Origin of the sequence: Humibacillus xanthopallidus, assembly GCF_044793955.1 — a bacterium.
Lineage (GTDB): Bacteria > Actinomycetota > Actinomycetes > Actinomycetales > Dermatophilaceae > Humibacillus > Humibacillus xanthopallidus_C.
On record NZ_CP084995.1, the window covers coordinates 1,942,922 to 1,967,089 of the forward strand.

At 71.8% G+C, this 24,168-nt stretch carries 22 protein-coding genes and 1 tRNA gene; 19 read left to right on the plus strand and 4 right to left on the minus strand.

From position 1 onward, the window contains the following. The first annotated feature begins 131 nt into the window (after positions 1-131). The 11 genes from LG278_RS08610 to LG278_RS08660 all read left to right on the plus strand — a co-directional run bounded on the left by LG278_RS08610 (position 132) and on the right by LG278_RS08660 (position 13,995). Positions 132-3,392 (plus strand): Rne/Rng family ribonuclease, encoded by a 3,261-nt coding sequence (locus tag LG278_RS08610; RefSeq protein WP_404392867.1) that lies wholly within the window; start codon positions 132-134, stop codon positions 3,390-3,392. A 146-nt stretch (positions 3,393-3,538) separates the two neighbouring features. After that, entirely contained in the window at positions 3,539-3,847 is a 309-nt protein-coding gene (rplU, locus tag LG278_RS08615; protein ID WP_404393587.1) for a 50S ribosomal protein L21, read from the plus strand. Positions 3,848-3,886: 39 nt separating this feature from the next. After that, the gene (gene rpmA, locus LG278_RS08620) at positions 3,887-4,156 is read left to right on the plus strand and encodes a 50S ribosomal protein L27 (RefSeq protein ID WP_404392869.1); all 270 of its coding nucleotides are present in this window, start codon (positions 3,887-3,889) and stop codon (positions 4,154-4,156) included. Positions 4,157-4,308: 152 nt separating this feature from the next. Beyond that, the gene (gene obgE / locus LG278_RS08625; protein WP_404392871.1) at positions 4,309-5,838 is read left to right on the plus strand and encodes a GTPase ObgE; all 1,530 of its coding nucleotides are present in this window, start codon (positions 4,309-4,311) and stop codon (positions 5,836-5,838) included. Positions 5,839-5,923: 85 nt separating this feature from the next. Further along, the gene (locus LG278_RS08630) at positions 5,924-7,048 is read left to right on the plus strand and encodes a sensor histidine kinase (protein WP_404392873.1); all 1,125 of its coding nucleotides are present in this window, start codon (positions 5,924-5,926) and stop codon (positions 7,046-7,048) included. Continuing rightward, complete coding sequence (locus tag LG278_RS08635; protein ID WP_404392875.1) at positions 7,045-7,836, plus strand: LytR/AlgR family response regulator transcription factor; 792 nt, start codon at positions 7,045-7,047, stop codon at positions 7,834-7,836. The genes LG278_RS08630 and LG278_RS08635 overlap by 4 nt, the downstream gene beginning before the upstream one ends. Positions 7,837-7,913: 77 nt before the next feature. Next, positions 7,914-8,222, plus strand: a complete 309-nt coding sequence (locus LG278_RS08640) for a hypothetical protein (protein WP_404392877.1) — start codon at positions 7,914-7,916, stop codon at positions 8,220-8,222. Further along, on the plus strand, positions 8,219-9,817 hold the full coding sequence (locus LG278_RS08645) for a cation acetate symporter (protein ID WP_404392879.1): 1,599 nt from the start codon (positions 8,219-8,221) through the stop codon (positions 9,815-9,817). The genes LG278_RS08640 and LG278_RS08645 overlap by 4 nt, the downstream gene beginning before the upstream one ends. Positions 9,818-10,097: 280 nt before the next feature. Next, positions 10,098-10,385 carry a DUF485 domain-containing protein gene (locus tag LG278_RS08650; RefSeq protein ID WP_404393589.1) on the plus strand — a complete coding sequence of 96 codons (288 nt, stop codon included), beginning with the start codon at positions 10,098-10,100 and terminating at the stop codon, positions 10,383-10,385. After that, the gene (locus LG278_RS08655) at positions 10,382-12,028 is read left to right on the plus strand and encodes a cation acetate symporter (RefSeq protein ID WP_404392881.1); all 1,647 of its coding nucleotides are present in this window, start codon (positions 10,382-10,384) and stop codon (positions 12,026-12,028) included. The genes LG278_RS08650 and LG278_RS08655 overlap by 4 nt, the downstream gene beginning before the upstream one ends. Before the next feature lie 158 nt (positions 12,029-12,186). Continuing rightward, complete coding sequence (locus LG278_RS08660; protein ID WP_404392883.1) at positions 12,187-13,995, plus strand: CHAT domain-containing protein; 1,809 nt, start codon at positions 12,187-12,189, stop codon at positions 13,993-13,995. A gap of 24 nt (positions 13,996-14,019) precedes the next feature. On the opposite strand, the gene proB is transcribed toward LG278_RS08660, so the two are convergent. Further along, positions 14,020-15,132, minus strand: a complete 1,113-nt coding sequence (proB, locus tag LG278_RS08665) for a glutamate 5-kinase (RefSeq protein WP_404392885.1) — start codon at positions 15,130-15,132, stop codon at positions 14,020-14,022. Between the two features lie 136 nt (positions 15,133-15,268). After that, on the minus strand, positions 15,269-15,928 hold the full coding sequence (locus tag LG278_RS08670) for a DUF5701 family protein (protein WP_404392886.1): 660 nt from the start codon (positions 15,926-15,928) through the stop codon (positions 15,269-15,271). A gap of 129 nt (positions 15,929-16,057) precedes the next feature. Here LG278_RS08670 and LG278_RS08675 point away from each other — a divergent pair, with 129 nt between their 5' ends. Both LG278_RS08675 and LG278_RS08680 read left to right on the plus strand, forming a co-directional pair. After that, the gene (locus tag LG278_RS08675; RefSeq protein WP_404392888.1) at positions 16,058-17,341 is read left to right on the plus strand and encodes a glutamate-5-semialdehyde dehydrogenase; all 1,284 of its coding nucleotides are present in this window, start codon (positions 16,058-16,060) and stop codon (positions 17,339-17,341) included. 76 nt (positions 17,342-17,417) lie between these two features. Continuing rightward, positions 17,418-18,113, plus strand: a complete 696-nt coding sequence (locus tag LG278_RS08680) for a class I SAM-dependent methyltransferase (RefSeq protein WP_404392890.1) — start codon at positions 17,418-17,420, stop codon at positions 18,111-18,113. On the opposite strand, the gene LG278_RS08685 is transcribed toward LG278_RS08680, so the two are convergent. Continuing rightward, entirely contained in the window at positions 18,114-19,196 is a 1,083-nt protein-coding gene (locus LG278_RS08685) for a glycosyltransferase family 2 protein (protein ID WP_404392892.1), read from the minus strand. Between the two features lie 110 nt (positions 19,197-19,306). On the opposite strand from LG278_RS08685, the gene LG278_RS08690 reads away from it, so the two are divergent. From LG278_RS08690 to LG278_RS08715, 6 genes are all read left to right on the plus strand, one after another. Continuing rightward, entirely contained in the window at positions 19,307-19,903 is a 597-nt protein-coding gene (locus LG278_RS08690) for a DUF402 domain-containing protein (RefSeq protein ID WP_404392894.1), read from the plus strand. A 29-nt stretch (positions 19,904-19,932) separates the two neighbouring features. Next, entirely contained in the window at positions 19,933-20,175 is a 243-nt protein-coding gene (locus tag LG278_RS08695; RefSeq protein WP_404392896.1) for a hypothetical protein, read from the plus strand. A gap of 17 nt (positions 20,176-20,192) precedes the next feature. Continuing rightward, positions 20,193-20,804, plus strand: coding sequence for a nicotinate-nucleotide adenylyltransferase (nadD, locus tag LG278_RS08700; RefSeq protein WP_404393591.1), 612 nt, complete (start codon positions 20,193-20,195; stop codon positions 20,802-20,804). Further along, positions 20,801-21,244: a ribosome silencing factor gene (gene rsfS / locus LG278_RS08705; protein ID WP_404392898.1), complete on the plus strand. Its 444-nt coding sequence runs from the start codon at positions 20,801-20,803 to the stop codon at positions 21,242-21,244. Before nadD ends, rsfS begins: the two co-directional genes overlap by 4 nt. Further along, on the plus strand, positions 21,241-21,900 hold the full coding sequence (locus LG278_RS08710) for a histidine phosphatase family protein (protein WP_404392900.1): 660 nt from the start codon (positions 21,241-21,243) through the stop codon (positions 21,898-21,900). Before rsfS ends, LG278_RS08710 begins: the two co-directional genes overlap by 4 nt. Before the next feature lie 116 nt (positions 21,901-22,016). Beyond that, positions 22,017-22,089: transfer RNA gene (locus LG278_RS08715), tRNA-Ala, on the plus strand. A gap of 62 nt (positions 22,090-22,151) precedes the next feature. Here LG278_RS08715 and LG278_RS08720 read toward each other — a convergent pair. Then, entirely contained in the window at positions 22,152-24,164 is a 2,013-nt protein-coding gene (locus LG278_RS08720; protein ID WP_404392902.1) for a caspase domain-containing protein, read from the minus strand. Positions 24,165-24,168: the final 4 nt, after the last annotated feature.

A 24,168-nucleotide genomic window follows, 5' to 3' on the forward strand; every position in this document is an offset into this window, starting at 1 on the left:
CCGTTTTCGGGTGTAGCGAGACGACTTCCGTCCGCCGCAGACGCGGCACGACGACTGCGATCCGCACCAGTGCGGTGTCGACGGCCCCGGCCGAGCGTGTGGTCACACCGCACCTGACGGGAGGCTGCCTGATGGCACCCAACGACACCACACCCACCTCGAGCGACACCGACGCCTCGGACGACTCGAGCGACTCGACGCTCTTCGCCCCGCCGGTCGGTGAGGCCGGCGACAGCGTCGCCGAGACCGGTGACGCACCGGCCGCCGCGCCGAGGACGCGCACGACGCGCAAGCGCGCCACGGCCAAGCGCACGACCAAGAAGGTTGCCGCGGCACCCTCGGCCGAGGCCGTCCCGGGCGACGACACGGCAGTCGCCGCCTCCGACTCGGCCGATGCGGCCGCGGCCCCGTCCTCGGACGCTCCCGAGGGTGGCGAGGCCGCCGCCCCGGCCGCCAAGAAGGTGGCCAAGCGGGCGCCCCGCAAGCGGGCCTCGCGGGCCAAGGCCACCCTGAGTCCGACAGAGCCGGCTGAGCCGGCCGAGCGCGCCGCAGCAGCCCTCGAGGAGCTGTTGGCGGAGCAGTCCGGCGCGTCCTCCCGCCCGCACGGGCAGTCCGATGAGCACCGGCAGCACGAGCCCGTCGCGCTCGACGCCGAGAGCGTCCCCGCCGCCGACGACGCCGACGCGAACCTCGTGGGCGAGGACGCCGACGAGGACGACGCCGTGAAGGATGGCGCCGTCGAGGACGCGCCGGCCGAGGAGAGTGTCGCCTCGAGCCCGGCCGTGCCGAGCCTCAGCCTGCTGTTCCAGGCACCCGAGCCCACCCCCACCCGTCGCCGCCGCTCCGCCGTGCGCGATGCCGGGCCCGTCACCCCGGCTGCCGAGCCCGCCGACCGGACCCCCACCCCGTCCACGACCCCGGTGCAGGACCAGCCCGAGCCCGAGGTCGCTGACGCCGCGCTCGAGGCGCCGGCCGACGAGGCCGAGCGCGAGACGAGCGCCTCCGTCGAGGGCGACGAGGAGTCGACCCCGCGTCGCTCGCGTCGCCGTCGCGGCGGCAAGGGCCGCCGTGGTCGCGGCTCGTCCGACCTCGACGACGAGTCGGGCGACGACACCGCCTCGTCCGACACCGCCGGGGCCGACGCCGCCGACGACTCCGAGCCTGCCGGTCAGCAGGAGCAGGACGACCAGGACGCCCAGGAGGGTGACCGGTCCGACTCCGACGACGAGGGCGCCACCAGCCGGCGTCGCCGCCGTCGCCGCCGCGCCGGGTCGTCGTCCGACTCGGGCGACGACACCCCCAGCGTGTCGACCCGCGTGCGCCAGCCGCGCGCCGTCAGCGACGAGCCGACCGGCGTCAAGGGCTCGACCCGCCTCGAGGCCAAGAAGCAGCGTCGCCGCGAGGGCCGCGAGGCCGGCCGCCGCCGCACCGTCATCACCGAGGCCGAGTTCCTCGCCCGCCGCGAGGCCGTCGACCGGGTGATGGTCGTGCGCAACCGCCAGGGCCGCACCCAGATGGGCGTGCTCGAGGACGGCGTGCTCGTGGAGCACTACATCGACCAGGCGACCAACGTGTCGATGGCCGGCAACATCTACCTCGGCCGCGTGCAGAACGTCCTCCCCTCGATGGAGGCGGCGTTCGTCGACATCGGCAAGGGCCGCAACGCCGTGCTCTACGCCGGCGAGGTCAACTGGGACGCCGCAGGCCTCGAGGCCGGGCAGCCCAGGCGCATCGAGCACGCCCTCAGCTCGGGCCAGACGGTCCTCGTGCAGGTCACCAAGGACCCCATCGGCCACAAGGGCGCGCGCCTCACCTCGCAGATCTCGCTGCCCGGCCGCTACCTCGTCTACGTGCCGAACGCCTCGATGACCGGCATCAGCCGCAAGCTGCCCGACACAGAGCGCGCCCGCCTGAAGAAGATCCTGCGCGAGGTCGTGCCCGAGAGCGCGGGCGTCATCGTGCGCACCGCCGCCGAGGGGGCGAGCGAGGAGGAGCTGCGCGCCGACGTGGAGCGCCTCACGAGCACGTGGGAGGAGATCCAGACCCAGGCCGAGGCCTCTTCCACCCCGCGGGCCGGCAAGAGCAAGGGCAAGAAGAAGAACGGCGGCACCGGTTCGGTGACGGCCGGCACGGCCCCGATGCTCCTGCACGGTGAGCCCGACCTCACGGTCCGCGTCATCCGCGACGTCTTCAACGAGGACTTCAAGCAGCTCGTCGTCCAGGGCGACCAGGCCTGGGACGAGATCCACCCCTACATCACCTCGGTCGCGCCCGACCTCGCCGACCGGTTGACCAAGTGGACGTCCGAGGAGGACCTCTTCGTCCACCACCGCGTCGACGAGCAGCTCGCCAAGGCGATGGACCGCAAGGTGTGGCTGCCGAGCGGAGGATCGCTCGTCATCGACCGCACCGAGGCGATGACGGTCGTCGACGTCAACACCGGCAAGTTCGTCGGCTCCGGCGGCAACCTCGAGGAGACCGTCACCAAGAACAACATCGAGGCGGCCGAGGAGATCGTGCGCCAGCTCCGGCTGCGCGACATCGGCGGCATCATCGTCATCGACTTCATCGACATGGTCCTCGAGAGCAACCGCGACCTCGTCGTGCGCCGCATGCTCGAGTGCCTCGGCCGCGACCGCACGAAGCACCAGGTCGCCGAGGTGACCTCGCTCGGACTCGTCCAGATGACCCGCAAGCGGGTCGGCTCGGGGCTCATTGAGGTCTTCTCCGAGACGTGCCAGCACTGCAACGGGCGCGGTTTCATCATCCACACCGACCCGGTCGACCGTGGCGTCAACCAGCCCGAGGCCCCCAGCGAGCCGAGTGGTGGCGGACGCCGTCGCGGTGGCCGCGCCGGCAGCACCCCGCAGGGCAACGGAGGCAACGGCTCGGGCGGCGGCAACGGCTCCGGCTCCTCCGGCAACGGTGCGGGCTCGGGTCGCTCGGAGAGCTCTGCCCCGGTCGAGCCGCCGAAGCACACCGGCCCGACCGCCGCCCAGATCGCGGCCGCCGCGCACGCTGCGGCGCTCAAGACGGCCGCCGCCGTCGGCGACGGTCACCCGCACGCCTTCCCCGACGACGACGGCCCGTGGGCCGGCGACGACGCCCCCGCCCAGCCGGCGGAGGCCGACGCCCCCGCCGTCGAGCTCGAGTCCGAGGTCCCGGAGGCCACCGAGCAGTCGGCACCCGAGCAGGAGGCACCCGAGCCGGAGTCGCCCGAGCCGGAGGCACCCGAGCCCGCGGTCACGGCCGAGGTCGTCTCGGAGGCGCCCGTGGAGGTCGTGGTCGAGGTCGAGCCCGCTCCGCGCGGTCGCCGTCGCCGCGGTCGGGTGGTGGCCCCCGCCGGGCCCCCGCGCGGCAGTGCCGCCGGTTCCGACGGCGCCGATGCCTGACGCCCAGCACGTCACCGTGCTCGGCCGGTTTGGTCCACAGCCGGTCGAGCCGGTAATCTAGACCCTCGGTGCGCCCACCGGGCCCGTGTTGACGAGCCGGTGCTGAAAGCGGCGTCCCACCCCTTGATGAGAGAGTGAGTTTCACTGTGTACGCGATTGTTCGCGCTGGCGGTCGCCAGGAGAAGGTGTCGGTGGGCGATGTCCTGCTCGTCGACAAGGTGACGGGTCAGCCCGGCGATGCCATTGAGCTCACGCCGCTGCTCCTCGTTGACGGCACGACCGTCACGTCCGATGCCGACAAGCTGTCCAAGGTCTCGGTCACGGCGGAGGTCGTCAAGGCCGCCAAGGGCCCCAAGATCGTCATCATGAAGTTCAAGAACAAGACCGGCTACCGCAAGCGTCAGGGCCACCGTCAGCCGCTGACCCAGGTCAAGATCACCGCGATCAACGCGTGATCCACCCGGAACCCAGAGACTCACGAGAGAAGGACTGACATGGCACACAAGAAGGGTGCGTCCTCGACCCGCAACGGTCGCGACTCGAACGCACAGTTCCTCGGCGTCAAGCGTTTCGGTGGCCAGCGCGTCAAGGCCGGCGAGATCCTCGTCCGCCAGCGCGGCACGCACTTCCACCCCGGTGAGGGCGTCGGTCGCGGTGGCGACGACACGCTCTTCGCCCTCGTGGCCGGTGCGGTCAAGTTCGGCTCGAAGCGTGGCCGCAAGACGGTCAACATCGAGGTCCCGGAGACCGCTGCTGCAGAGTGATCCACCGTGATCACCACCTGATGTTCCGGAAGGGCGGGCCCGTGTGGCCCGCCCTTCCGGCTTTCCCGGCCGGACGGCATCGCCTGGCGCCGGGGGTTCGCCCCCGAGCAGGTATGCCGCCCGCCACCCCAGATCTGGAAGAGTGACCTCCCATGGCAGTGACCTTCGTCGACCGCGTGGTGCTGCACCTCAGCGCCGGAGCGGGCGGGCACGGTGTGGCCTCCGTCAAGCGCGAGAAGTTCAAGCCGCTGGGCGGCCCCGACGGCGGCAACGGCGGACGGGGTGGCTCGGTCATCCTGCGCGTCGACCCGTCGTCGACGACGCTGCTCGACTACCACCGTCACCCGCACCGCAAGGCCGGCAACGGAGCCCCCGGCGCCGGTGACGAGCGCAACGGCGCCGACGGCGACGACCTCGTGCTGCCGGTGCCCGAGGGCACCGTCGTCAAGGACGGCGCCGGCCACATCATCATCGACCTCGTCGGCATGGGCACCGAGCACGTCATCGCCGCCGGTGGGCGCGGCGGTCTCGGCAACAAGGCGCTGGCCAGCGCCCGCCGCAAGGCCCCCGGCTTCGCCCTGCTGGGCGAGCCGGGCGAGGACATCGAGGTCGTGCTCGAGCTGAAGTCGCTCGCCGACGTCGCCCTCATCGGCTTCCCGAGCGCCGGCAAGTCCTCGCTCGTCTCGGTGCTCTCCGCCGCCAAGCCCAAGATCGCCGACTACCCCTTCACGACGCTCGTGCCCAACCTCGGCGTCGTCACCGCGGGGTCGAGCCGCTTCACCGTGGCCGACGTGCCCGGGCTCATCCCCGGCGCCCACGAGGGCAAGGGTCTCGGCCTCGAGTTCCTGCGCCACGTCGAGCGCTGCTCGGTGCTCGTGCACGTCATCGACTGCGCGACCCTCGAGCCGGGCCGCGACCCGATGACCGACCTCGACGTCATCGAGAACGAGCTGTCGCTCTATGTGCCCGACGCCGACCTCGGTGGCCGCCCGCTCGCCGAGCGCACCCGCATCGTCGTGCTCAACAAGGCCGATGTGCCCGAGGCCCGTGAGCTCGCCGAGATGGTCAAGCCCGACCTCGAGGCGCGCGGCATCGAGGTCTTCATCGTCTCGGCCGTCGCCCACCAGGGCCTGCGCGAGCTGACCTTCGCGATGGCCCGCCACGTCGACGCGGCCCGCAAGGCGATCGAGCACGTCGTGCCGCCGCGCGTCGTGCTGCGACCGCGCGCGGCCGACGACCAGGGCTTCGCGGTGACCAAGGAGAGCGGCCCCGACGGCGTCTTCTACCGGATCACCGGTGCCCGCCCGGTGCGCTGGGTGCGCCAGACCGACTTCAGCAACGACGAGGCCGTCGGCTACCTCGCTGACCGCCTCGGCCGCCTCGGCGTCGAGGAGCAGCTCTTCAAGGTGGGCGCCGTCGCCGGCGACACCGTCGTCATCGGCCCGGGCGACGACGCCGTCGTCTTCGACTGGGAGCCGACCCTCCAGGCCGGCGCCGAGCTGCTCGGCAACCGCGGCACCGACCTGCGCCTGTCCGAGTCCTCACGCCCGACCCGTGACGAGAAGCGCGAGTCCCAGCGCGACCGCTACGCCGCCCGCGCCGCCACGCAGGAGGAGCTCGAGGCCGAGCGCCGGGCCGGCCTCTGGCAGCTGCGCGACAACGAGGCCGACACCGACGCCTGACGTCACGGGACGTCGGCAGACGTCGCGGGGCGCTGGGACTGCGGAGACGGCATACGCCGGGGTCGTCGCGCATAGGGTGTCACCCATGAGTTCGTGGGGCGCGTTGCTGCGTCGGGGCCACCTGGGCACCGAGGCCGACCGAGCGACCTTCCGCACCCTGCACACCGCCCTGCTCGCCTCGCCGCCGCTGCGTCAGGGGCTCAACCCGGCGAGCGCCGAGCGCTCGCTCAAGCACCTGCGCACGCTCCTCGGGGCGCCCGCCGTCGCGATGACCGACACGACGCGCCTGCTCGCGTGGGAGGGCGGCCGCGCCCACCACGCCGGCCAGCCGGCGGTCATCGCCGCGGCGACGCTCGGCCACGGCCGCACCACCGTCGTCGACGGCGCCGACATCGCCTGCGACGAGCCCTCGTGCGTCGTGCGGCACGCCATCGTCGCGCCCCTCGACATCGAGGAGAAGGTCGTCGGCACCCTGCAGGTCTTCACCGACCAAGCGTCGGCGGGCCTCGTGCGCGCCACCAACGAGGTCGCACGCTGGGTGTCGGGGCAGCTCGAGCTCGCCGAGCTCGACGCCTCGCGCACGCGGCTCATGGAGGCCGAGGTGCGAGCGCTGCGGGCCCAGATCAGCCCGCACTTCATCTACAACTCGCTGACGGCGATCGCCTCCTTCACCCGCACCGACCCCGAGCGGGCGCGCGAGCTGCTGCTCGACCTCGCGGAGTTCACCCGCTACTCCTTCCGCAAGCACGGCGAGTTCACGACGCTCGCCGAGGAGCTGCGATCGATCGAGGCCTACCTCGTCATCGAGAAGGCCCGCTTCGGCGACCGGCTCACCGTGACCCTGCGGGTGGCCCCCGAGGTGCTGCCGGTCGTCGTGCCCTTCCTCTGCCTCCAGCCGATCGTCGAGAACGCCGTGCGCCACGGCCTGGAGCGCAAGCCCGGCGACGGCGAGATCACGATCCTCGCGCAGGACTCCGACCGTGAGTGCGTCGTCACGATCGAGGACAACGGCGTCGGCGAGGACCCCGAGCGCCTGCGCCAGGTGCTCGGCGGCGACCCGTCGAGTGACTCCGTCGGGCTGGCCAACGTCGACGAGCGGCTGCGGGCGACCTTCGGCGACGACTACGGGCTCGTCATCGAGACGGCCCAGGGGGCGGGGACCAAGGTGACCGTGCGCCTGCCGAAGTTCCAGCCGGGGGTGCGCGCATGAGCACTCCACCCCGAGCCGGTATGCCGTCCGACGCGGAGCCGCTGCCCAGCACCCTCCGCGTGCTCGCCGTCGACGACGAGGCGCCGGCGCTCGACGAGCTGGTCTGGATGCTCGAGCGGCACCCGGCCGTGCGCCAGGTCATCCCCGCGGCCTCGGGAGAGGCGGCCCTGCGGGTGATCCACGAGGAGCAGCTCGACGCGATCTTCATGGACGTGCAGATGCCCGGCCTCAGCGGTCTCGACCTCGCGCGCGTGCTCTCCCGCTTCACGACCCAGCCGCCGGTCGTCTTCGTCACCGCGCACGAGCGGCACGCGGTCGACGCCTTCGAGCTCAACGTCGTCGACTACGTGCTCAAGCCGGTGCGTGACGAGCGCCTGTCCGAGGCGGTGCGTCGGGTCCTGCACCGGCTCGAGGGAGCCGATCCCGCGCCCACCGCCTCCGACGAGAGCATCGTCGTCGAGCTGGGCGGGGTCAGCCGGCTCGTGCCGCGCGCCGACGTGCTCTTCGTCGAGGCGCAGGGCGACTACGCCCGCCTGCACACCGCGACCGAGAGCCACCTCGTGCGGGTGCCCCTGACGACCCTCGCCGACAGCTGGGCCGGGGCGGGCTTCGTGCGCATCCACCGCTCCTCCCTGGTCGCGCTCGGCCACATCACCGAGTGGCGCACCGAGGGCGGTCGCACGACGGTCGTCGTCGGCGGGCACGAGCTCGTCGTGAGCCGGCGACACACGCGCGAGCTGCGCGACCTGCTCGTGCGTCGTGCCCAGCCGCTGCGCGGGGCGCCGTGAACGAGCGCCCGGCCCGCGAGCAGCCGCCGCGTCGGGTCAGGGTCACGAGTCCCCGAACGGGAGCGACCCGCACCCGCGTGACGTCGGTGGCCTCCGAGATCGACGCCCAGACGCGCCTCGGCGAGGTCTATGTCACCTCCCTCATCCGCAGTCAGCTGCGGCTCGCGCTCGGGGTGCTCCTCGCCCTCGCGCTCACCCTCGGGGCGCTGCCGCTTCTCTTCCACCTCTTCCCGGCCATCGGGCGCTTCGAGGTGCTCGGCATCCCGGCGCCGTGGCTGCTGCTCACCGTCGTGGCCTCATCGGAGATCATCGGGCTCGGCTGGCTCTACGTGCGCCAGGCCGAGCGCAACGAGGAGAACTTCAGCGACCTGCTGGAGGGCCGGTGAGCACCGCCGCCGCAAGCATCGTCGCGGTCGTGCTCGTCTCCATCGCCACCCTCGCCGTGGGGGCCTTCGGACTGCGCGTCTCCCGCACGATGAGCGACTTCTACGTCGCCTCCCGTGGGGTCGGTCCGATCCTCAACGCCTCGGCCATCAGTGGCGAATACCTCTCTGCCGCATCGTTCCTCGGCGCCGCGGGGCTGATCCTCGCCCGAGGTGTCGACATGCTCTGGCTGCCGGTCGGCTGGACGGCCGGCTACCTCGTGCTGCTCGTCTTCGTGGCGGCGCCCCTGCGCCGGTCGGGGGCCTACACGCTGCCCGACTTCGCGCAGCTGCGCCTCGAGTCGATGCACGTGCGGCGGCTCTCCAGCGTGCTCGTCGTGGCCATCGGGCTGCTCTACCTCATCCCGCAGTTCCAGGGCGCCGGCCTCACCCTGCGCACCCTCACCGGGGCGCCGCTGTGGGTCGGGCAGGTCGCCGTCGCCGTCGTCGTCTGCCTCAACGTGCTGCCGGGCGGCATGCGCAGCGTGACACTCATCCAGGCCTTCCACTACTGGCTCAAGCTCGTCGCGCTCCTGACGCCGATGTTCTTCTTCGCCGGCATGTGGGCGACCGACCGGATGCCCTCCGGCGTGGGCGCCGTCGAGATGGCCGACTGGATCGAGCCGCTGAGTGGCGACCACGCCCTCTACCTGACCTACTCCCTCGTGCTCGCGACCTTCTTCGGCACGATGGGCCTGCCCCACGTCGTCGTCCGCTTCTACACCAACCGCGACGGGCGGGCCGCTCGGCGCACGACGCTCGTCGTGCTCGTGCTGCTCGCGAGCTTCTATGTGCTGCCGGTCCTCTACGGGGTGCTGGGGCGGAAGCTCGCCTTCGACCTCGTGGCGCAGGGCCGCGCCGACACGGTCGTCCTCGAGCTGCCGAGCCGCGTCTTCGACGGTGCGCTCGGTCAGGGGCTCACGGCGCTCGTCGCGGCAGGGGCCTTCGCGGCGTTCCTGTCGACCTCGACCGGCCTCGTCGTCTCGGTCGCTGGTGTCCTCAGCCAGGACCTGCTGCGCCGTGGCACGGGGTCGGGCCTGCGGGGCGGCATACGGTCGTTCCGGCTCGCGACGGTGCTCGCCGTGAGCATCGCGGTCGTGCTGACCTTCGTGTCCGCGGGGGTGCCGGTGGCGAGAGCCGTCGAGCTCGCCTTCGCCGTCGCCGCGTCGACCTTCTGCCCGATGCTGCTGCTCGGCATCTGGTGGCGTGGCCTCACGGCGCGCGGTGTCATCGCCGGACTCGTCGTCGGGGGAGGGCTCTCGATGTCGGCCGTCGTCGCCACGACCTTCGGCGCCGACTGGGAGGGCTGGTTCGGGGTCGTCATCCGCCAACCGGCCGCGGTGACGGTGCCCATGGCCTTCGCCACGATGATCATCGTCTCGATCATCACGCGGTCGACGGTGCCCGAGCACGTGGGCCTCACGATGGTGCGGCTGCACGCCCCCGAGCACATCGACCTCGACCGGGGCTCCTTCCACCCGGATCCGTCGCGCAACCCCCAGCGGTCGGTGCAGGGCGCTACCGCTCGTCGTGACAACGTGACCGTTCGTCGCGGCTGAGACGGCGCACGGCGACTCGACGAGCCCTTTCACAGATCAGGCCGGTTCTGCCGCTGCGCAGCCGGGCCCGCCCCTCCTAGCGTGTGCACCGCCGGTCGCATGATCGGCGAGCGCCGAGCGACAGCGACGTCGAACGCATCACCACAGGGGGGTGGGCGGCCGACGGGGCTGGCGCGACGCGCTGACAGACACCCAGGCACCGGCACGACCCAACCGCCCCGGAGGTGGCCCCGTGAGCAACGAAGCTCCAGATCTCGTGGGCGACGATCCCAACGTCGCCATGCAGAACTCCCCGGAGTTCGAGCAACTGCGAAACAAGTTCCGCAAGTTCGTCTTCCCGCTGACCGCGATGTTCCTCGCGTGGTACTTCCTGTTCGTCCTGCTCTCCGTCTTTGCCAAGGACTTCATGGGCACGCGGGTCTTCGGCAACATCACGTGGGGCCTGATCCTCGGGCTCCTGCAGTTCGTGACGACGTTCGCCATCACGATGTACTACGCCCGCTGGGCCGACCGGGTCTTCGACCCCGAGGCCGAAGCCCTTGCTCAGAAGATGGGAGGGTCGCAGTGAGCTCGCTCCTCGCCTCCGCGCCCGCACTCGTGCCCACGGCCACCACGGTGGGCAACCCGGCCATCAACATCGGCATCTTCGCCCTCTTCGTCGTCGTCACGCTGGCGATCGTCATCCGCGCCTCGCGCAACAACCGCAGCGCCGCCGAGTACTACGCCGGCGGTCGCGCCTTCACCGGTCGCCAGAACGGCATCGCGATCGCCGGTGACTACCTCTCGGCCGCCTCGTTCCTCGGTATCGCCGGCGCCATCGCCATCAACGGCTACGACGGGTTCCTCTACTCCATCGGCTTCCTCGTGGCCTGGCTCGTGGCCCTGCTGCTCGTCGCCGAGCTGCTCCGCAACGTCGGCAAGTACACGATGGCCGACGTGCTGAGCTTCCGGCTGCGTCAGCGGCCGGTGCGCATCGCGGCCGCGATCTCGACGCTCGCCGTCTCCTTCTTCTACCTGCTGGCCCAGATGGCCGGTGCCGGTGGTCTCGTCGCCCTCCTGCTCGGCATCGAGGGGGTGCTGGGGCAGCGGCTCGTCATCGTGGTCGTCGGACTCATCATGATCTTCTACGTCATCTACGGCGGCATGAAGGGCACGACGTGGGTGCAGATCATCAAGGCCGTGCTGCTCATCATCGGTGCCGGCGTCATGACGGTCTGGGTGCTCAGCATGTTCGGGTTCAGCCTCTCGACCCTGCTCGGTGAGGCCACGGCGGCATCGCAGGAGGCCGGCGGCAAGGACCTGCTCCAGCCGGGACTGCAGTACAAGAACCCGATCGACTTCATCTCGCTGTCGATGGCACTCGTCTTCGGCACGGCGGGTCTGCCGCACGTGCTCATGCGCTTCTACACCGTGCCGACCTCCCGCGAGGCTCGCCGCTCGGTGGTGTGGGCCATCTGGCTCATCGGCATCTTCTACCTCTTCACGCTGGTGCTGGGCTTCGGCGCAGCCGAGCTCGTGGGAGCCTCGACGATCAAGAACGCCCCTGGTGGCGTCAACTCGGCAGCCCCGCTGCTCGCCTTCGAGCTGGGTGGCGAGATCCTCCTGGGCATCATCTCGGCGGTGGCGTTCGCGACGATCCTCGCGGTCGTCGCGGGTCTGACGATCACGGCCAGTGCCTCGCTCTCGCACGACGTCTACAACACGGTCGTCAAGAAGGGCACCGCCACCCCGGAGGAAGAGGTCAAGGTGGCTCGCATCTCGGCCCTCGTCCTCGGCGCGATCGCGATCGTCGGCGGCATCTTCGCCCTCGGGCAGAACATCGCCTTCCTCGTGGCTCTCGCCTTCGCCATCGCGGCGAGCGCGAACCTGCCGACGATCCTCTACTCGCTCTTCTGGAAGCGGTTCAACACCCGTGGCGCGTTGTGGAGCATCTACGGCGGCCTGATCAGCGCCATCACGCTGATCATCTTCAGCCCCGTCGTGTCGGGCAAGCCGGTCGACCCCATCACCGGCAAGAGCCCGTCGATGCTGCAGGGTGTCGACTTCCACCTCTTCCCGCTCGACAACCCGGGCATCATCTCGATCCCGCTGGGCTTCATCCTCGGCTACATCGGGACGGTGACGAGCAAGGAGTACAGCGCGGCGAAGTATGCCGAGATGGAGGTCCGTTCGCTCACCGGCCACGGCGCCGAGACGGCCTCGAGCCACTGATCCACCCACACCACGGAGGTCGGCCTCGACCTCTCGCACCGGACGGCCACGCCCAGCAGGGCGTGGCCGTTCGGTCGTGATGTGCCGATTTCCTTGCGGGGGTGTCTGTGCGGGCGGACTCTGGGGGGAGCGGGGATCCCTGACGTGGGAGGCGCGAGATGGACACGGTCCTGGAGCTCGAGATCGAGCCGGGCACGGCACCCGGGGAGTTCACGGTGCGCGTCGCCCGCTCGGTGGCGGGAGGGGAGCCGACCGCGCGCTTCACCCTCGACGTCGACGCTTTGCTCGCGACGCGCCAGCAGCTCGAGTCGGTGCTGCTCGCCTCCTCGGTGTCGAGCCGGCGGATCCTGCCCGCGGCCGAGGTGTCGGTGCAGTCGACGGGGGCGATGCTCTTCGACGCGATCTTCGTCGGCGAGGTGGCGGCCACCTACCGAGCCAGTCGCGCCGTCGCCGCCGATCGCGGTCGCGGACTGCAGATCCGGTTGCGGTTGGGGGCGCCCGGGCTCGCGGCGCTCCCCTGGGAGATGCTCTACGACCGCGACAGCCAGGCCTACCTCTGCCGGCAGGAGCCCCTCGTCCGGCAGGTCGAGGGAGCCCACCCGCCCTCGGCCCTCGCGATCAAGCCACCGCTGCAGGTGCTGGCCGTCGTGTCGTCGCCGCGCGGGCTCCAGCCCCTCGATGTCGCCGTCGAGCGTGAGCACCTCGAGGAGGCCCTCGCCCAGCACGTGCGCTCGGGTCGCGTCCGACTCGAATGGGTCGAGCACGCCTCCTGGGAGGAGCTGCACGACCGACTGCTCCGACGGCCGTGGCACGTGCTGCACTTCATCGGGCACGGCACCTTCGACGACGCCGCCGACGAGGGCCTCATCGCCCTCGTGGGCTCGGACGGGCGCGCCGACTTCGTCAACGCCAGCAGCCTCGCGGACCTGCTGCACGAGGCCTCCCCGACGCCGCGCCTCGTCGTGCTCAACTCGTGCGAGTCCGGCGCCTCCAGCTCCGATGACCCCTTCTCCGGCACGGCTGCGGCGCTGGCGCGCAGCGGCATCCAGTCGGTGGCGGCCATGCAGTTCACCATCAGCGACCGTGCTGCCCTTGCCTTCGCCCGCGGCTTCTACACGGCGCTGGCCAACGGGCGCACCATCGACGAGGCCATGCGCAGCGGCAGGATCGGCATCCTCGGCCTCGGCCGGGGCACCCTCGAGTGGGTCACGCCCGTGCTCTATGTCAGGGGCCCCGACACCCGGCTCTTCGATGTCGCCGACCTGCCACCTGAGGACGAGGCTGCCCCCACGGCGCCGGTGGTCGCGGCGCCGGTGGACACCCCATCGACCCCGCCACCCGAGGCTGCGGAGCCGTCAGGGCCGCCAGAGCCGCCAGGGCCGTCGGGGCCGGTGGTGCCGTCGGTGCCCTCAGGTCGTGACGGCCGAGGGCGGCTCATCACGACGGGCATCGTGCTCGCGCTGGTCCTCGTGCTCGGCGGTGTGGCCACGGCCGTCTACCGGTCGGTGCGCGGCGACGACGCCACGGCGCTGGGAACGGGGCCGACCACCTCACAGACGAGCGAGGCGGCGACGGCGCCCGAGTCCGGCGGCGAGGCGCCCACCCCGGTCGAGCTGGCCGTGCCAGGTGACACGCGGTGGCTGGCCAGCGGAGTCACGTGTGCTCCCGGGACCACCCTCGACATCTCGGCCTCCGGCACGATCCAGCACGACCAGTCGGCGGACTCGACGGTCGGGCCGGACGGGCTGACCGACGAGCGCTACCACCAGTACAACGTCGAGGGCCTCCCCGATGCCAACACTGCAGGTCTCATCGGCGGCCTCGACGAGTCCGAGCCCTTCTTCATCGGCACCGGTGTGAGCTACGACTGCCCTCGCGACGGGGAGCTGACCCTCGGCATCAACGACATCAACCTCGAGGCGAACTCCGGTGCGCTGACGGTGACGATCGCCTCCCGACCGACGTGACCGGCCCTGCCCGGTGGGGTGGTCTCAGAGGATGACGAGGTCGTCGCGGTGGATGACCTCGCGCTCGTACTCCGGCCCGAGCTCTCGGGCCAGCTCCTTCGTGGAGCGACCGAGCAGGCCCGGCAGCTCGGCGGAGGAGTAGTTGACGAGGCCGCGGGCGACGGAGGTGCCGTCGGGTCCGCAGACGTCGACGGGGTCGCCGTCGTGGAAGGTGCCCTCGACGCCGACGATGCCGGCCGGCAGCAACGACTTCTTGCGGTGCACGAGCGCGGCCACCGCGCCGTCGTCGATGATGAGCCGGCCACGCGCGGTCGTCGCGTGCTCGAGCCACAGCCGCCGCGAGCGGCCGCGCACGCCGACGGGCAGGAAGATCGTGCCGACGTCGTGGCCCGCGAGCACCTCCGTCACCCGGTCGGCGGCGGTGACGGTCGTGACGACCCCGGCCGCGGTCGCGATGCGGGCCGCCTCGATCTTCGTCGTCATGCCGCCGGTGCCCACCTTGGAGCCGCTGCCGCCGATCTCGATGCCGACGAGGTCGTCCGGCCCGGCGATCACCGGGACCCGGCTCGTGCCGGGTCGGCTCGGCGGACCGTCATAGAGCGCGTCGACGTCAGACAGCAACACGAGCGCGTCGGCGTCGATGAGGTGGGCGACGAGCGCCGCGAGCCGGTCGTTGTCGCCGAAGCGGATCTCGCTCGTCGCCACCGTGTCGTTCTCGTTGACGATGGGCAGCACGGCGAGGTCGAGCAGGCGCTCGAGCGTGCGACGGGCGTTGGCGTAGTGCGAGCGCCGCGTGACGTCGTCGGCGGTGAGCAGGACCTGGCCCACGGTGACCCCGTGCGCGCCGAAGGCATGGCTGTAGGCCGCGAGCAACGCTCCCTGACCGACCGATGCGGCGGCCTGCTGGGTGGCGAGGTCGCGCGGTCGGGCTGCCAGGCCGAGCGGGTGGATGCCGGCGGCGATGGCTCCCGAGCTGACGAGGACGATCTGGGTGCCGTGCGCGTGGCGGTGGGCCAGCGCGTTGGCGAGCGCGACGAGGCGCCCCCGGTCGATGCCGCCGTCGGCACCGGTCAGAGAGCTCGAGCCGACCTTGACGACGATGCGGCGAGCACTGCTGATCGCGGAGCGAGGAGACACAGGACCGACTGTAGTGAGCGTGGCGGCCCGTCGCCGCGCGGCCACGTCCCGTGGGCACCCAGGGTCACCCAGGGTCACCCAGGGTCACCGAGGCTTCATCGACGAGGAGCAGTCCGTATGCCGTCCGGCCCGGTCCTCAGGGAGCGACGCGTCGGGCGCACGAGGCGATCCCGAGCCAGGAGTGGCGGTTGCCGGCCCAGCAGAAGCCGAGCTTGGGTGCCCGCTTGCTGATCCACAGGCCCGGCACGCGACGGTCGCCGATGCGGGAGCCCGGGGTCTGGAAGCAGTGGTTCTTCTCGAGCGCCTCGGGGTTGGCCGTCAACAGGGCGAGGCCCTCGACGATCGTCAGCGGCGACCGTCCCTCCGAGGCGAAGTCGACCATGGCCTCGTCGGGGGTGCGACCCAGGTGCTCCTCGCCGCGGCGGACGTCGACGACGGCATACGGCACGGTCGGCACGTCGAGCCCCTCGATGGGCGTGAAGTCGTCGATGTCAGCCGTGTCGCCGGAGAGGACGCCGGCCCGCGACCCCAGGTGCTGGGTCGTGATGGCGTGCGACGGGCGGAGCGTGGGCAGCACCACGACGAAGGGCATGCGCTCACGACTGGCCTGCGGCAGGTGGGCGGCACTCTCGCGCAAGGGCGCTCGCAGTCCGTCGACCCGTGCGGCCAGGTCGGCCGGCGACCAGCCGAGGTGGCGCAGGTGTCCGACGGCGTGCAGCCGCTCGATCTGACGATCGAGCTCGGCGTCGACGTCGGCGGGGGTCAGGTGGGGGAGCGAGGTCGGCAGAGCAGTCATGAGGTCCTCTCGGTGGTGGCCATGGTTCAACGAGGTCGGGCGCCGCAGGGTTCCGCCGCACGGAGCGTACTGCCGTCCATCCCACGGGAGGCCCGGTGCGGGTGCGGTCCCACGACCTACGCTTGAGACATGTCCACGCCGATCGACCCCGCCGTCGCCTCACAGGTCAACGCGCTCGCCGACCTCGCCCGGGCGGCCTCGCGGCGCCTCGCCCTCATGTCGCGCGCCGAGAAGGACGCCGTCCTGCTGCACCTCGCCGACGCCGTCGAGGCGGCCACGCCGGCCGTCATCGCCGCCAACGCCGAGGACCTCGAGCGCGGCCGCGCCCGGGGCATGAGCGAGAGTCTCCAGGACCGGCTGCGCCTCGACGAGACCCGCGTCGCCGCGGTCGCCCAGGCGCTGCGCGACGTCGCAGCGCTGCCCGACCCGGTCGGCGAGATCGTGCGCGGGTCGACCCTCGCCAACGGCTTGCAGATCCGCCAGGTGCGGGTGCCGATGGGCGTCATCGGCATGATCTACGAGGCCCGTCCCAACGTCACCGTCGACGCTGCGGGGCTCTGCCTCAAGTCGGGCAACGCCGTGATCCTGCGCGGAGGGTCGGCAGCTGCCAGCAGCAACCACGCCCTCGTCGAGGCGATGCGCGCATCGCTGGCGGCGCAGGGGCTCCCGGTCGAGGCCGTCACGCTGCTCGAGGAGGGCGGCCGAGACGCGGCCCGAGCGCTCATGACGGCCCGCGGCCACGTCGACCTCGTCATCCCGCGCGGGGGCGCCGACCTCATCCAGACCGTCGTCACCGAGTCGACGGTGCCCGTCATCGAGACCGGGGTCGGCGTGTGCCACGTCTACGTCGACCGCGCCGCCGATCTCGACAAGGCACAGGCGATCACGCTCAACGCCAAGACGCACCGGCCGAGCGTGTGCAACGCCGCCGAGTCCCTCCTCGTGCACCGTGACGTCGCCGCCGACTTCCTCCCCAAGGCGCTGACCGATCTCGCCGGCGCAGGGGTGCGACTGCACGTGGCACCCGAGGTGGCCGACTACGCCGAGGCGGCCGGGGCGGCATACGACCTCGCGAGCGAGCGCGACTTCGGCACGGAGTGGCACGGCCTGGAGATGAGCGTCGCCGTCGTCGACGACCTCGACGAGGCGGTGGAGCGGATCCGACGCTTCGGCACCGGGCACACCGAGGCCATCGTCACCGAGGACCGCGGGGCGGCACGACGCTTCACGGCCGAGGTCGATGCGGCGGCCGTCATGGTCAACGCGAGCACCCGCTTCACCGACGGCGGTGAGTTCGGCTTCGGGGCCGAGATCGGCATCTCGACCCAGAAGCTGCACGCGCGCGGCCCGATGGCGCTGCCCGAGCTGACGACGACGAAGTGGATCGTCGAGGGCGACGGACACGTCCGCTGAGGCGCCGCCTCCCGAGATGGGTCTGTGACGTGGCCGTGGCACAGCGCCCACACAGCCCCGTGCATAATGAGGCGCAATGGAAGCCACAGAGGTCCGCAAGCTCGCCCAGCTCGAGGATGGGCACTGGTGGTATCGGGAGCGTCGGCACCTGCTCGCCAAGGCGATCGCAGGTCTGACCCCGGGCCGCGCCCTCGACGTCGGGGCAGCCGGTGGGGGCAACACCCGCGTCCTGCGTGACCACGGTTGGCAGGCCGTCGCGCTCGAGTACGGCGCCGACGGTGCCGAGGTGGCCGCCGGTCGCGGGCTCGCGACGCTGCGTTCCGATGCGACCTCCCTGCCCCTCGCCGACGACAGTCTCGACCTCGTCGTCGCCTTCGACCTGCTCGAGCACCTGCACGACGACGACGCCGCCGTCGCCGAGGTGCACCGGGTGCTGCGCCCCGGCGGCACCTACCTCATCGCCGTGCCGGCAGACCCGCGGCTCTGGTCGAACCACGACGAGGCGGTCGACCACGTGCGCCGCTACACCCGGCCCGGCCTCGTCGACCTGCTCCAGCGCGGCCGCTTCGAGGTGGAGTCCGTGCAGTCCTGGAACGTGCTGCTGCGCCCGGTCGTGGCGATGCGACGCAAGTCGAGCTCCGGCTCCGACCTCGATGACCTGCACCCTGTCGTCAACTTCGGGCTGCGCACCATCATCACGGCCGAGCGCTACCTGCCGGTCAAGGACCTGCCCGGCGTCAGCCTGTTGATGCGGGCCCGCCCGATCGCCTGATCAGCGACCCGGCGTGCTCACCGTGGTGCGCTGGGCCTCACCCGCCGGCTCACGGGCCGGCTCATCCATCGGCTCCCGGACCGGCTCACGGATGCGGCCCTCGGCCGGGTTGGCGGGCAGGGGCGTGTCGGTGGGTCCGTGCTCGCTCCGGTCGGTCGTCAGCGAGTCGTAGGCGATGAAGTAGGTGGGCCGGCCCTGCATGTGCGCATACATCCGCCCGATGTACTCGCCGAGGATGCCGACGCAGACGAGCTGCACGGCGCCGAAGGCCGACACGATCGCGACCGTCGAGGTCCAGCCGGCGACGGTGTGGCCCTGCGACCGCGCGATGAGCGTGTAGAGGAAGAGGAGCACGGCGATGACGGCGCCGCCGAGCCCGGCGAAGGTCGCCATGCGCAGCGGCGCGGTCGAGAAGCCGGTCAGCGAGTCGAGCGAGAGCCGGATCATCTTGAGGAGCGGGTACTTCGACGTGCCGGCGGCGCGCTCGTCGCGCTTGTACTCGACCGTGTCGGAGGGGAAGCCCAGCGCAGGCACGATGAAGCGCAGCACCCGGTTGTGCTCCGGGAGGCTGTTGACGGCATCGACAGTGGCGCGCGACATGAGGCGGAAGTCGCCGGCGTCGGCGTGCGCCTTGGTCTGCGACATGACGGTGATGAGGCGGTAGAAGGCACGAGCGGAGGCCCGCTTGAACCACGTGTCGGTCGAGCGGTCGGCGCGCACCCCGTAGACGACGTCGACGCCGTCGTCCTTGGCCGCCGCCAGCATCTGGGGGATGACCTCGGGCGGGTCCTGCAGGTCGGCGTCGAGCGTGACGACGTAGTCGCCGAGGGAGCTGACGAGCCCGGCCGAGATGGCAGCCTGGTGGCCGGCGTTGGCCCGCAGGCGCACGACGCGCAGCGCGGGCCACTCGCGGTGGTAGCGCTGGAGCAGCGCAGCCGTGAGGTCCGAGCTGCCGTCGTCGACGGCGACGACCTCGTAGCTGACGTCCATCCCGTCGAGGAGGGGGCGCAGCCGCTCGACGAGCAGAGGGAGCACCTCCTGCTCGTTGTACATCGGGATGACGACGGACAACTGCGGGACCATGGGCACCAGCCTACGGCCGCGCGTGAGGTGGGACTGTCACGTCGCTGTGACGGTGCTGTGGTGGCGTCTGCGACGCCGTCGGGGCGCCCGGCGTCGTAGCGTGGGGCCCCGTGAGCCCCGCACCTGCGTCCCCAGCAGCCGGTATGCCGTCCGGCCGGCCCCCGATCGGGGCGCCGGTGCTCGGGCGGTTCACGAAGTGGGGTGACGGCAGGCACTGGGAGTGGGTCGGGCGCTACCTCGGGGCCGACGAGCACGGCGACTGGTGGTTCGCCCCACCCGGCACGCGCTGTGTCCGACCCGGCCGGGACTTCATCGAGGACGTCGGTTGGGTCTCCGTGACTCCGGTCGGCAGGGGGTGGGCGGCGAGCTTCTACCCCGACCCCAAGCACATCTCCGTCTACGTCGACATGACGACTCCTGCCGTCTGGCAGAAGCGCGCGGGCACCGGCGGGCAGGGCGACGAGGGCCCCGAGTGGGAGGTGACGATGGTCGACCTCGACCTCGACGTCGTGCTGACCCGTGAGGGCCACCTCTTCGTGGACGACGAGGACGAGTTCGCCGAGCACCAGGTGTCGCTCGGTTACCCGCCAGAGGTCATCGACCTGGCCCGTCGGGCGTGCGACGAGGTTCGCGCCGGCATCGAGGCTGGAGCCGAGCCCTGGCGCTCGGTCGGTTTCGCCCGCCTCCATGCCGCCCTGTGGGGCTGACTGCGCCCCGCGAGCGCTAGGCTGGCGGCATGTCTCAACGGGTCAGCGCGCTTGTTGCCGCGACGGAGGAAGCCACGCGTGAGCTTCCGATGCCGGTGATCGCCTACTTCATCATCGCCTTCGTGTCCTTCATCGTGCTGCTCGGCATCACGTGGAGCTTCCGCAACACCGCTGCCAAGGTGGGCCAGCCGCGCCGTGCTCCGGGAGCGCCGGGCACCGGCCAGCCCGGCAGCGCCGACCACGCGCGCGACACCGACGGGACCAGCCACTGAGCATGCGCCTCGGGGTCATGGGCGGGACCTTCGACCCGATCCACCATGGCCACCTGGTCGCCGCCAGCGAGGTGCAGTCGAGGTTCGCGCTCGACGAGGTGGTCTTCGTGCCCACCGGCGAGCCGTGGCAGAAGGCCGACCGGCACGTCTCCCCGGCCGAGCACCGCTACCTCATGACGGTCATCGCGACCGCCTCCAACCCGCGCTTCACGGTCAGCCGCGTCGACATCGAGCGTCCCGGCCCGACCTACACGATCGACACCCTGCGCGACATCCGGGCCGAGCGGCCCGACGACGAGCTGTTCTTCATCACCGGCGCCGACGCCCTCGCCGAGATCCTCTCGTGGAAGGACGCCGAGCAGCTCTGGCAGCGCGCCCACTTCATCGGGGTGACGCGGCCGGGGCACGAGCTGTCCGACAAGGGCCTGCCGGAGGACCGCGTCACGCTGCAGGAGGTGCCGGCGATGGCGATCAGCTCCACCGACTGCCGTGCCCGCGTGGCCGCCGCCGAGCCCGTCTGGTACCTCGTGCCGGACGGGGTCGTCCAGTACGTCAACAAGTACCACCTCTACGTCAACCCGCAGGGGCCTTCGCCCCTCGTGCACTCCTCGACCCAAGGACTTCCGTGACTGCCGCCCAACGCTCACTCCAGCTCGCCAAGGTGGCCGCCCTGGCCGCCGAGGAGAAGATCGCCGAGAAGGTGATGGCGATCGACGTGAGTGACCAGATGCCACTCACCGACGTCTTCGTCATCGCCTCCGCTCCGTCCGAGCGCCAGGTCGGCGCCATCGTCGACGAGGTCGAGGATCGCCTCCGCGAGCTCGGCAGCAAGCCGCTGCGCCGCGAGGGTGAGCGCGAGGGGCGCTGGGTGCTCATCGACTTCGGCGACATCATCGTCCACGTGCAGCACGAGGAGGAGCGCGACTACTACGCCCTCGAGCGGCTCTGGAAGGACTGCCCCGAGATCGACCTGTCGCTCGTGGAGCCCTTCCCGCGACCGGTGAAGCAGGATGCCGACGACGCACAGGACGCCACACCGGACGACGCCGAAGACGACGCCGAGGCGTGAGCCCCGTGCCGGGCGGCCCGCCGCCGCGGCGGATCGTCGTGATGCGCCACGCCGAGACGGTCGACAACGCCGCCCGCGTGTGGCAAGGACACCGCGACTCGGCGCTGTCCGACCGGGGCAGGGAGCAGGTGGCGGCCGCGGCACCCCACGTGGCGGCATACCGCCCCGTGGTGATCGTCTCGAGCGACCTCCAGCGGGCGGTCTCGACGGCCCGAGCCGTGGGCGAGCTGACCGGGCTGCCGGTGCGTCTCGACGAGCGGTTGCGCGAGGTGCACGTGGGGGAGTGGCAGGGACTGCACGTCGACGACGTGCACGCCCGCTACCCCGACCTCGTCGCGGCACTCGACCGCGGTGAGGACGTGCGCAAGGGCGTGACGGGCGAGACGCGCGAGGAGGTTGCGACCCGGGCGGGGGCCGTGCTGCGCGAGGTCAGCGATGGTCTGGCACCCGGCGCGACGGCGCTCGTCGTGGCGCACGGCGTGTCGGCCCGGGTCGGCGTGAGCGACCTCGTCGGCCTCGACCAGGACCTCTCCGACCGCGTCCTCCGTGGCCTCGACAACTGCCACTGGGCCCTGCTGGTGGAGGCGGGCAAGAGCTTCTCGGCGACGGTCCGATGGCGCATCGCGGGCTGGAACCTGGGCCCCTCGACGACCTGAGCGGCGCGCCCGGGAGGGCCCGCGCGGAGCCCGGCTGGGCACGTGCCCCCGATTTGGGATCGGGCCGCGCGACCCGCTATTGTTACGCAGTCGCCTCAGCGGGGCGACACCCGAAAGGGGCTGTGGCGCAGCTGGTAGCGCACCTCCATGGCATGGAGGGGGTCAGGGGTTCGAGTCCCCTCAGCTCCACCGAAGAGGAAGGGCCGGACGCGATGCGTCCGGCCCTTCGTCGTGCGGGCCCGTCGCGGTCCTCAACCGTGGGGCCGCGTCGTCACGACGTCGATGCGGTTGGTGCGCCAGTCCGCGATCGTCTCGGTCGTGCGTGGCGGCAGGCGCCTCGTGGTGACGCTGCCGAGCATCCGCTCGAGGGTCGACCGGGGCTTGAACGCCGAGCGGGTCGTCGCGCCCTCCAGGCTGCGGGTGCCGTCGTGGCCCGGCACCGCGCTGACGGCCAGGTCCCCCTGCTGGAGCGACCGGGGGTCGAACTCGATGGTGCTCGTCACGACGACGAGCCGGTCGGTGACGGTGACGGTGCCCTCCTTCCAGAGAGCGTCCGGCACCTCGCCGCCGAGCTCGAGACTCGTCTTCTCGCCCGGGCCCAACGCCACCCGGCCGGCGGGGAAGGCGTCGGTGTAGATGCCGTAGGAGTCGGTGAGGTCGAGCAGTGCGGCCCAGAGGGGCACCTTCGTCGTGTTCTCGAGGGTCACGGTGAACTTCGGCGGCTTCTCGCCCGCGTAGGCGATCTCGACGGTTCCACCGTCCTCGGTGCTGCCCTCTGCCGTCACGACGGCAACGCGCACGGCATGGGTGCCGAGCTGGCTGGTCGGGTTGGTGAGGTTCGACAGGCGCAGCCACCGGGCCACGTGCTCGAGGGCGTCGATCGTGCGCTCCTCTCGCCCTTCCCCGGCGACGACGGGCACGAGCGGTCTCACGAGCCCCGGGCGCGTGATCACGAAGCCGCCCGGCGTCGCTTCGACCTGCAGGTCAGGCTTCGCCGGCGCGTCACCAGGTGCCTCGATCAGGTCGATGAGGGTCGAGTCGGCGTTGTCGGCGGCCGCACGCAGGGCGGCGGTGCCGGCAGCGTCCCCGGCCACGGCCACCGACAGGGGCTTGAGCGGGATGGACGTGACGACCGCACGGTAGATGGACGAGGGGTCGATCTCCGGCGTCACCGTCACCACGGACCGGTCGGGCAGCACACGCGAGACGAGGGCGGTGGCGAGGGGCTCGCGCGGGCCCTGGGCGGACAACGGGTAGATGGCCAGCTCGGTGGTGTCGGTCGTGTCACCGACGCGGATCGGCTCCGGCACCCCGTGCACCGCGCCCGAGTCGATCGTCCAGCCCTCCGGGCGCCTGCTCAGCGTCAGCGGGCGCGGTGAGTCCGGGATGGCGCCCCCGAGGAACGGGCGGTCGAGCTCGTTCGAGTCGACCGTCTCGAACTGCGGGTGCTGGTCGCGCACGGTGGTCGTGACCTGCGAGGTGACCATGAGCAGGATGTCGCGGTAGGACGGCTTGCCCTCCGACTGCACGAGCGCCTTCTCGAGCGCCGCCGACATCGCCCCCCGGTGCTGCCCCTGCGTCCTGATCTCCTTGGCCTTCTCCGAGGACCGACACGCGGCGAGCAGGACGTGCCTCCCCGCTGGTGGCGTCCACCGCTCGTGCGGTGCCTGGTCGAGGTCACGGGTGCCGGTGCCCGCCTGCGCGGCGGCCGCCTGGGCTGCGGCCTGCTGCACGGTGCCCGGCAGGAAGGTCTCGATGGGCCGGTGCCGCAGGTCCGGCGGGGCCTGGCGCACGACCTCGGTCACGTCACGGGTGGCGTCGCCGGAGTGGCAGCAGTCGAGCACGACGAGCAGGTGGCAGCCCGTCGCCGCGACCTGCGAGATGAGCACCGCCAGCTCCTTGTCCGCGAGGTCCCAACCCCCCGGCTCACGGCTGTCGACGAAGACGAGCGTCTCGTTCTGGTGGTCGGGCTCGAAGTCCCACAGCTCCTGCGGCGCCTCCTGGTGCGCGCCGTGACCGCTGTAGTAAAAGAGCGCGACGTCGTCCGCGTCGGCCTGCCCCAGGTGTGCGGCGAACTCCCTCGTGACGGCCTCGCGGGTCGCGTCCTCGTCCGTCACGATGACCATGCTGAGCTCGCCCGCGGGCACCCGACCCTTGAGGATGTCGCTGAAGGCGGTGACGTCGTTGACGCACCCCGACAGGGGCGGCACGACGCCGGTGTAGGCGTCGATGCCGACGAGCAGTGCGTAGACGTGTCCGGACATGGTG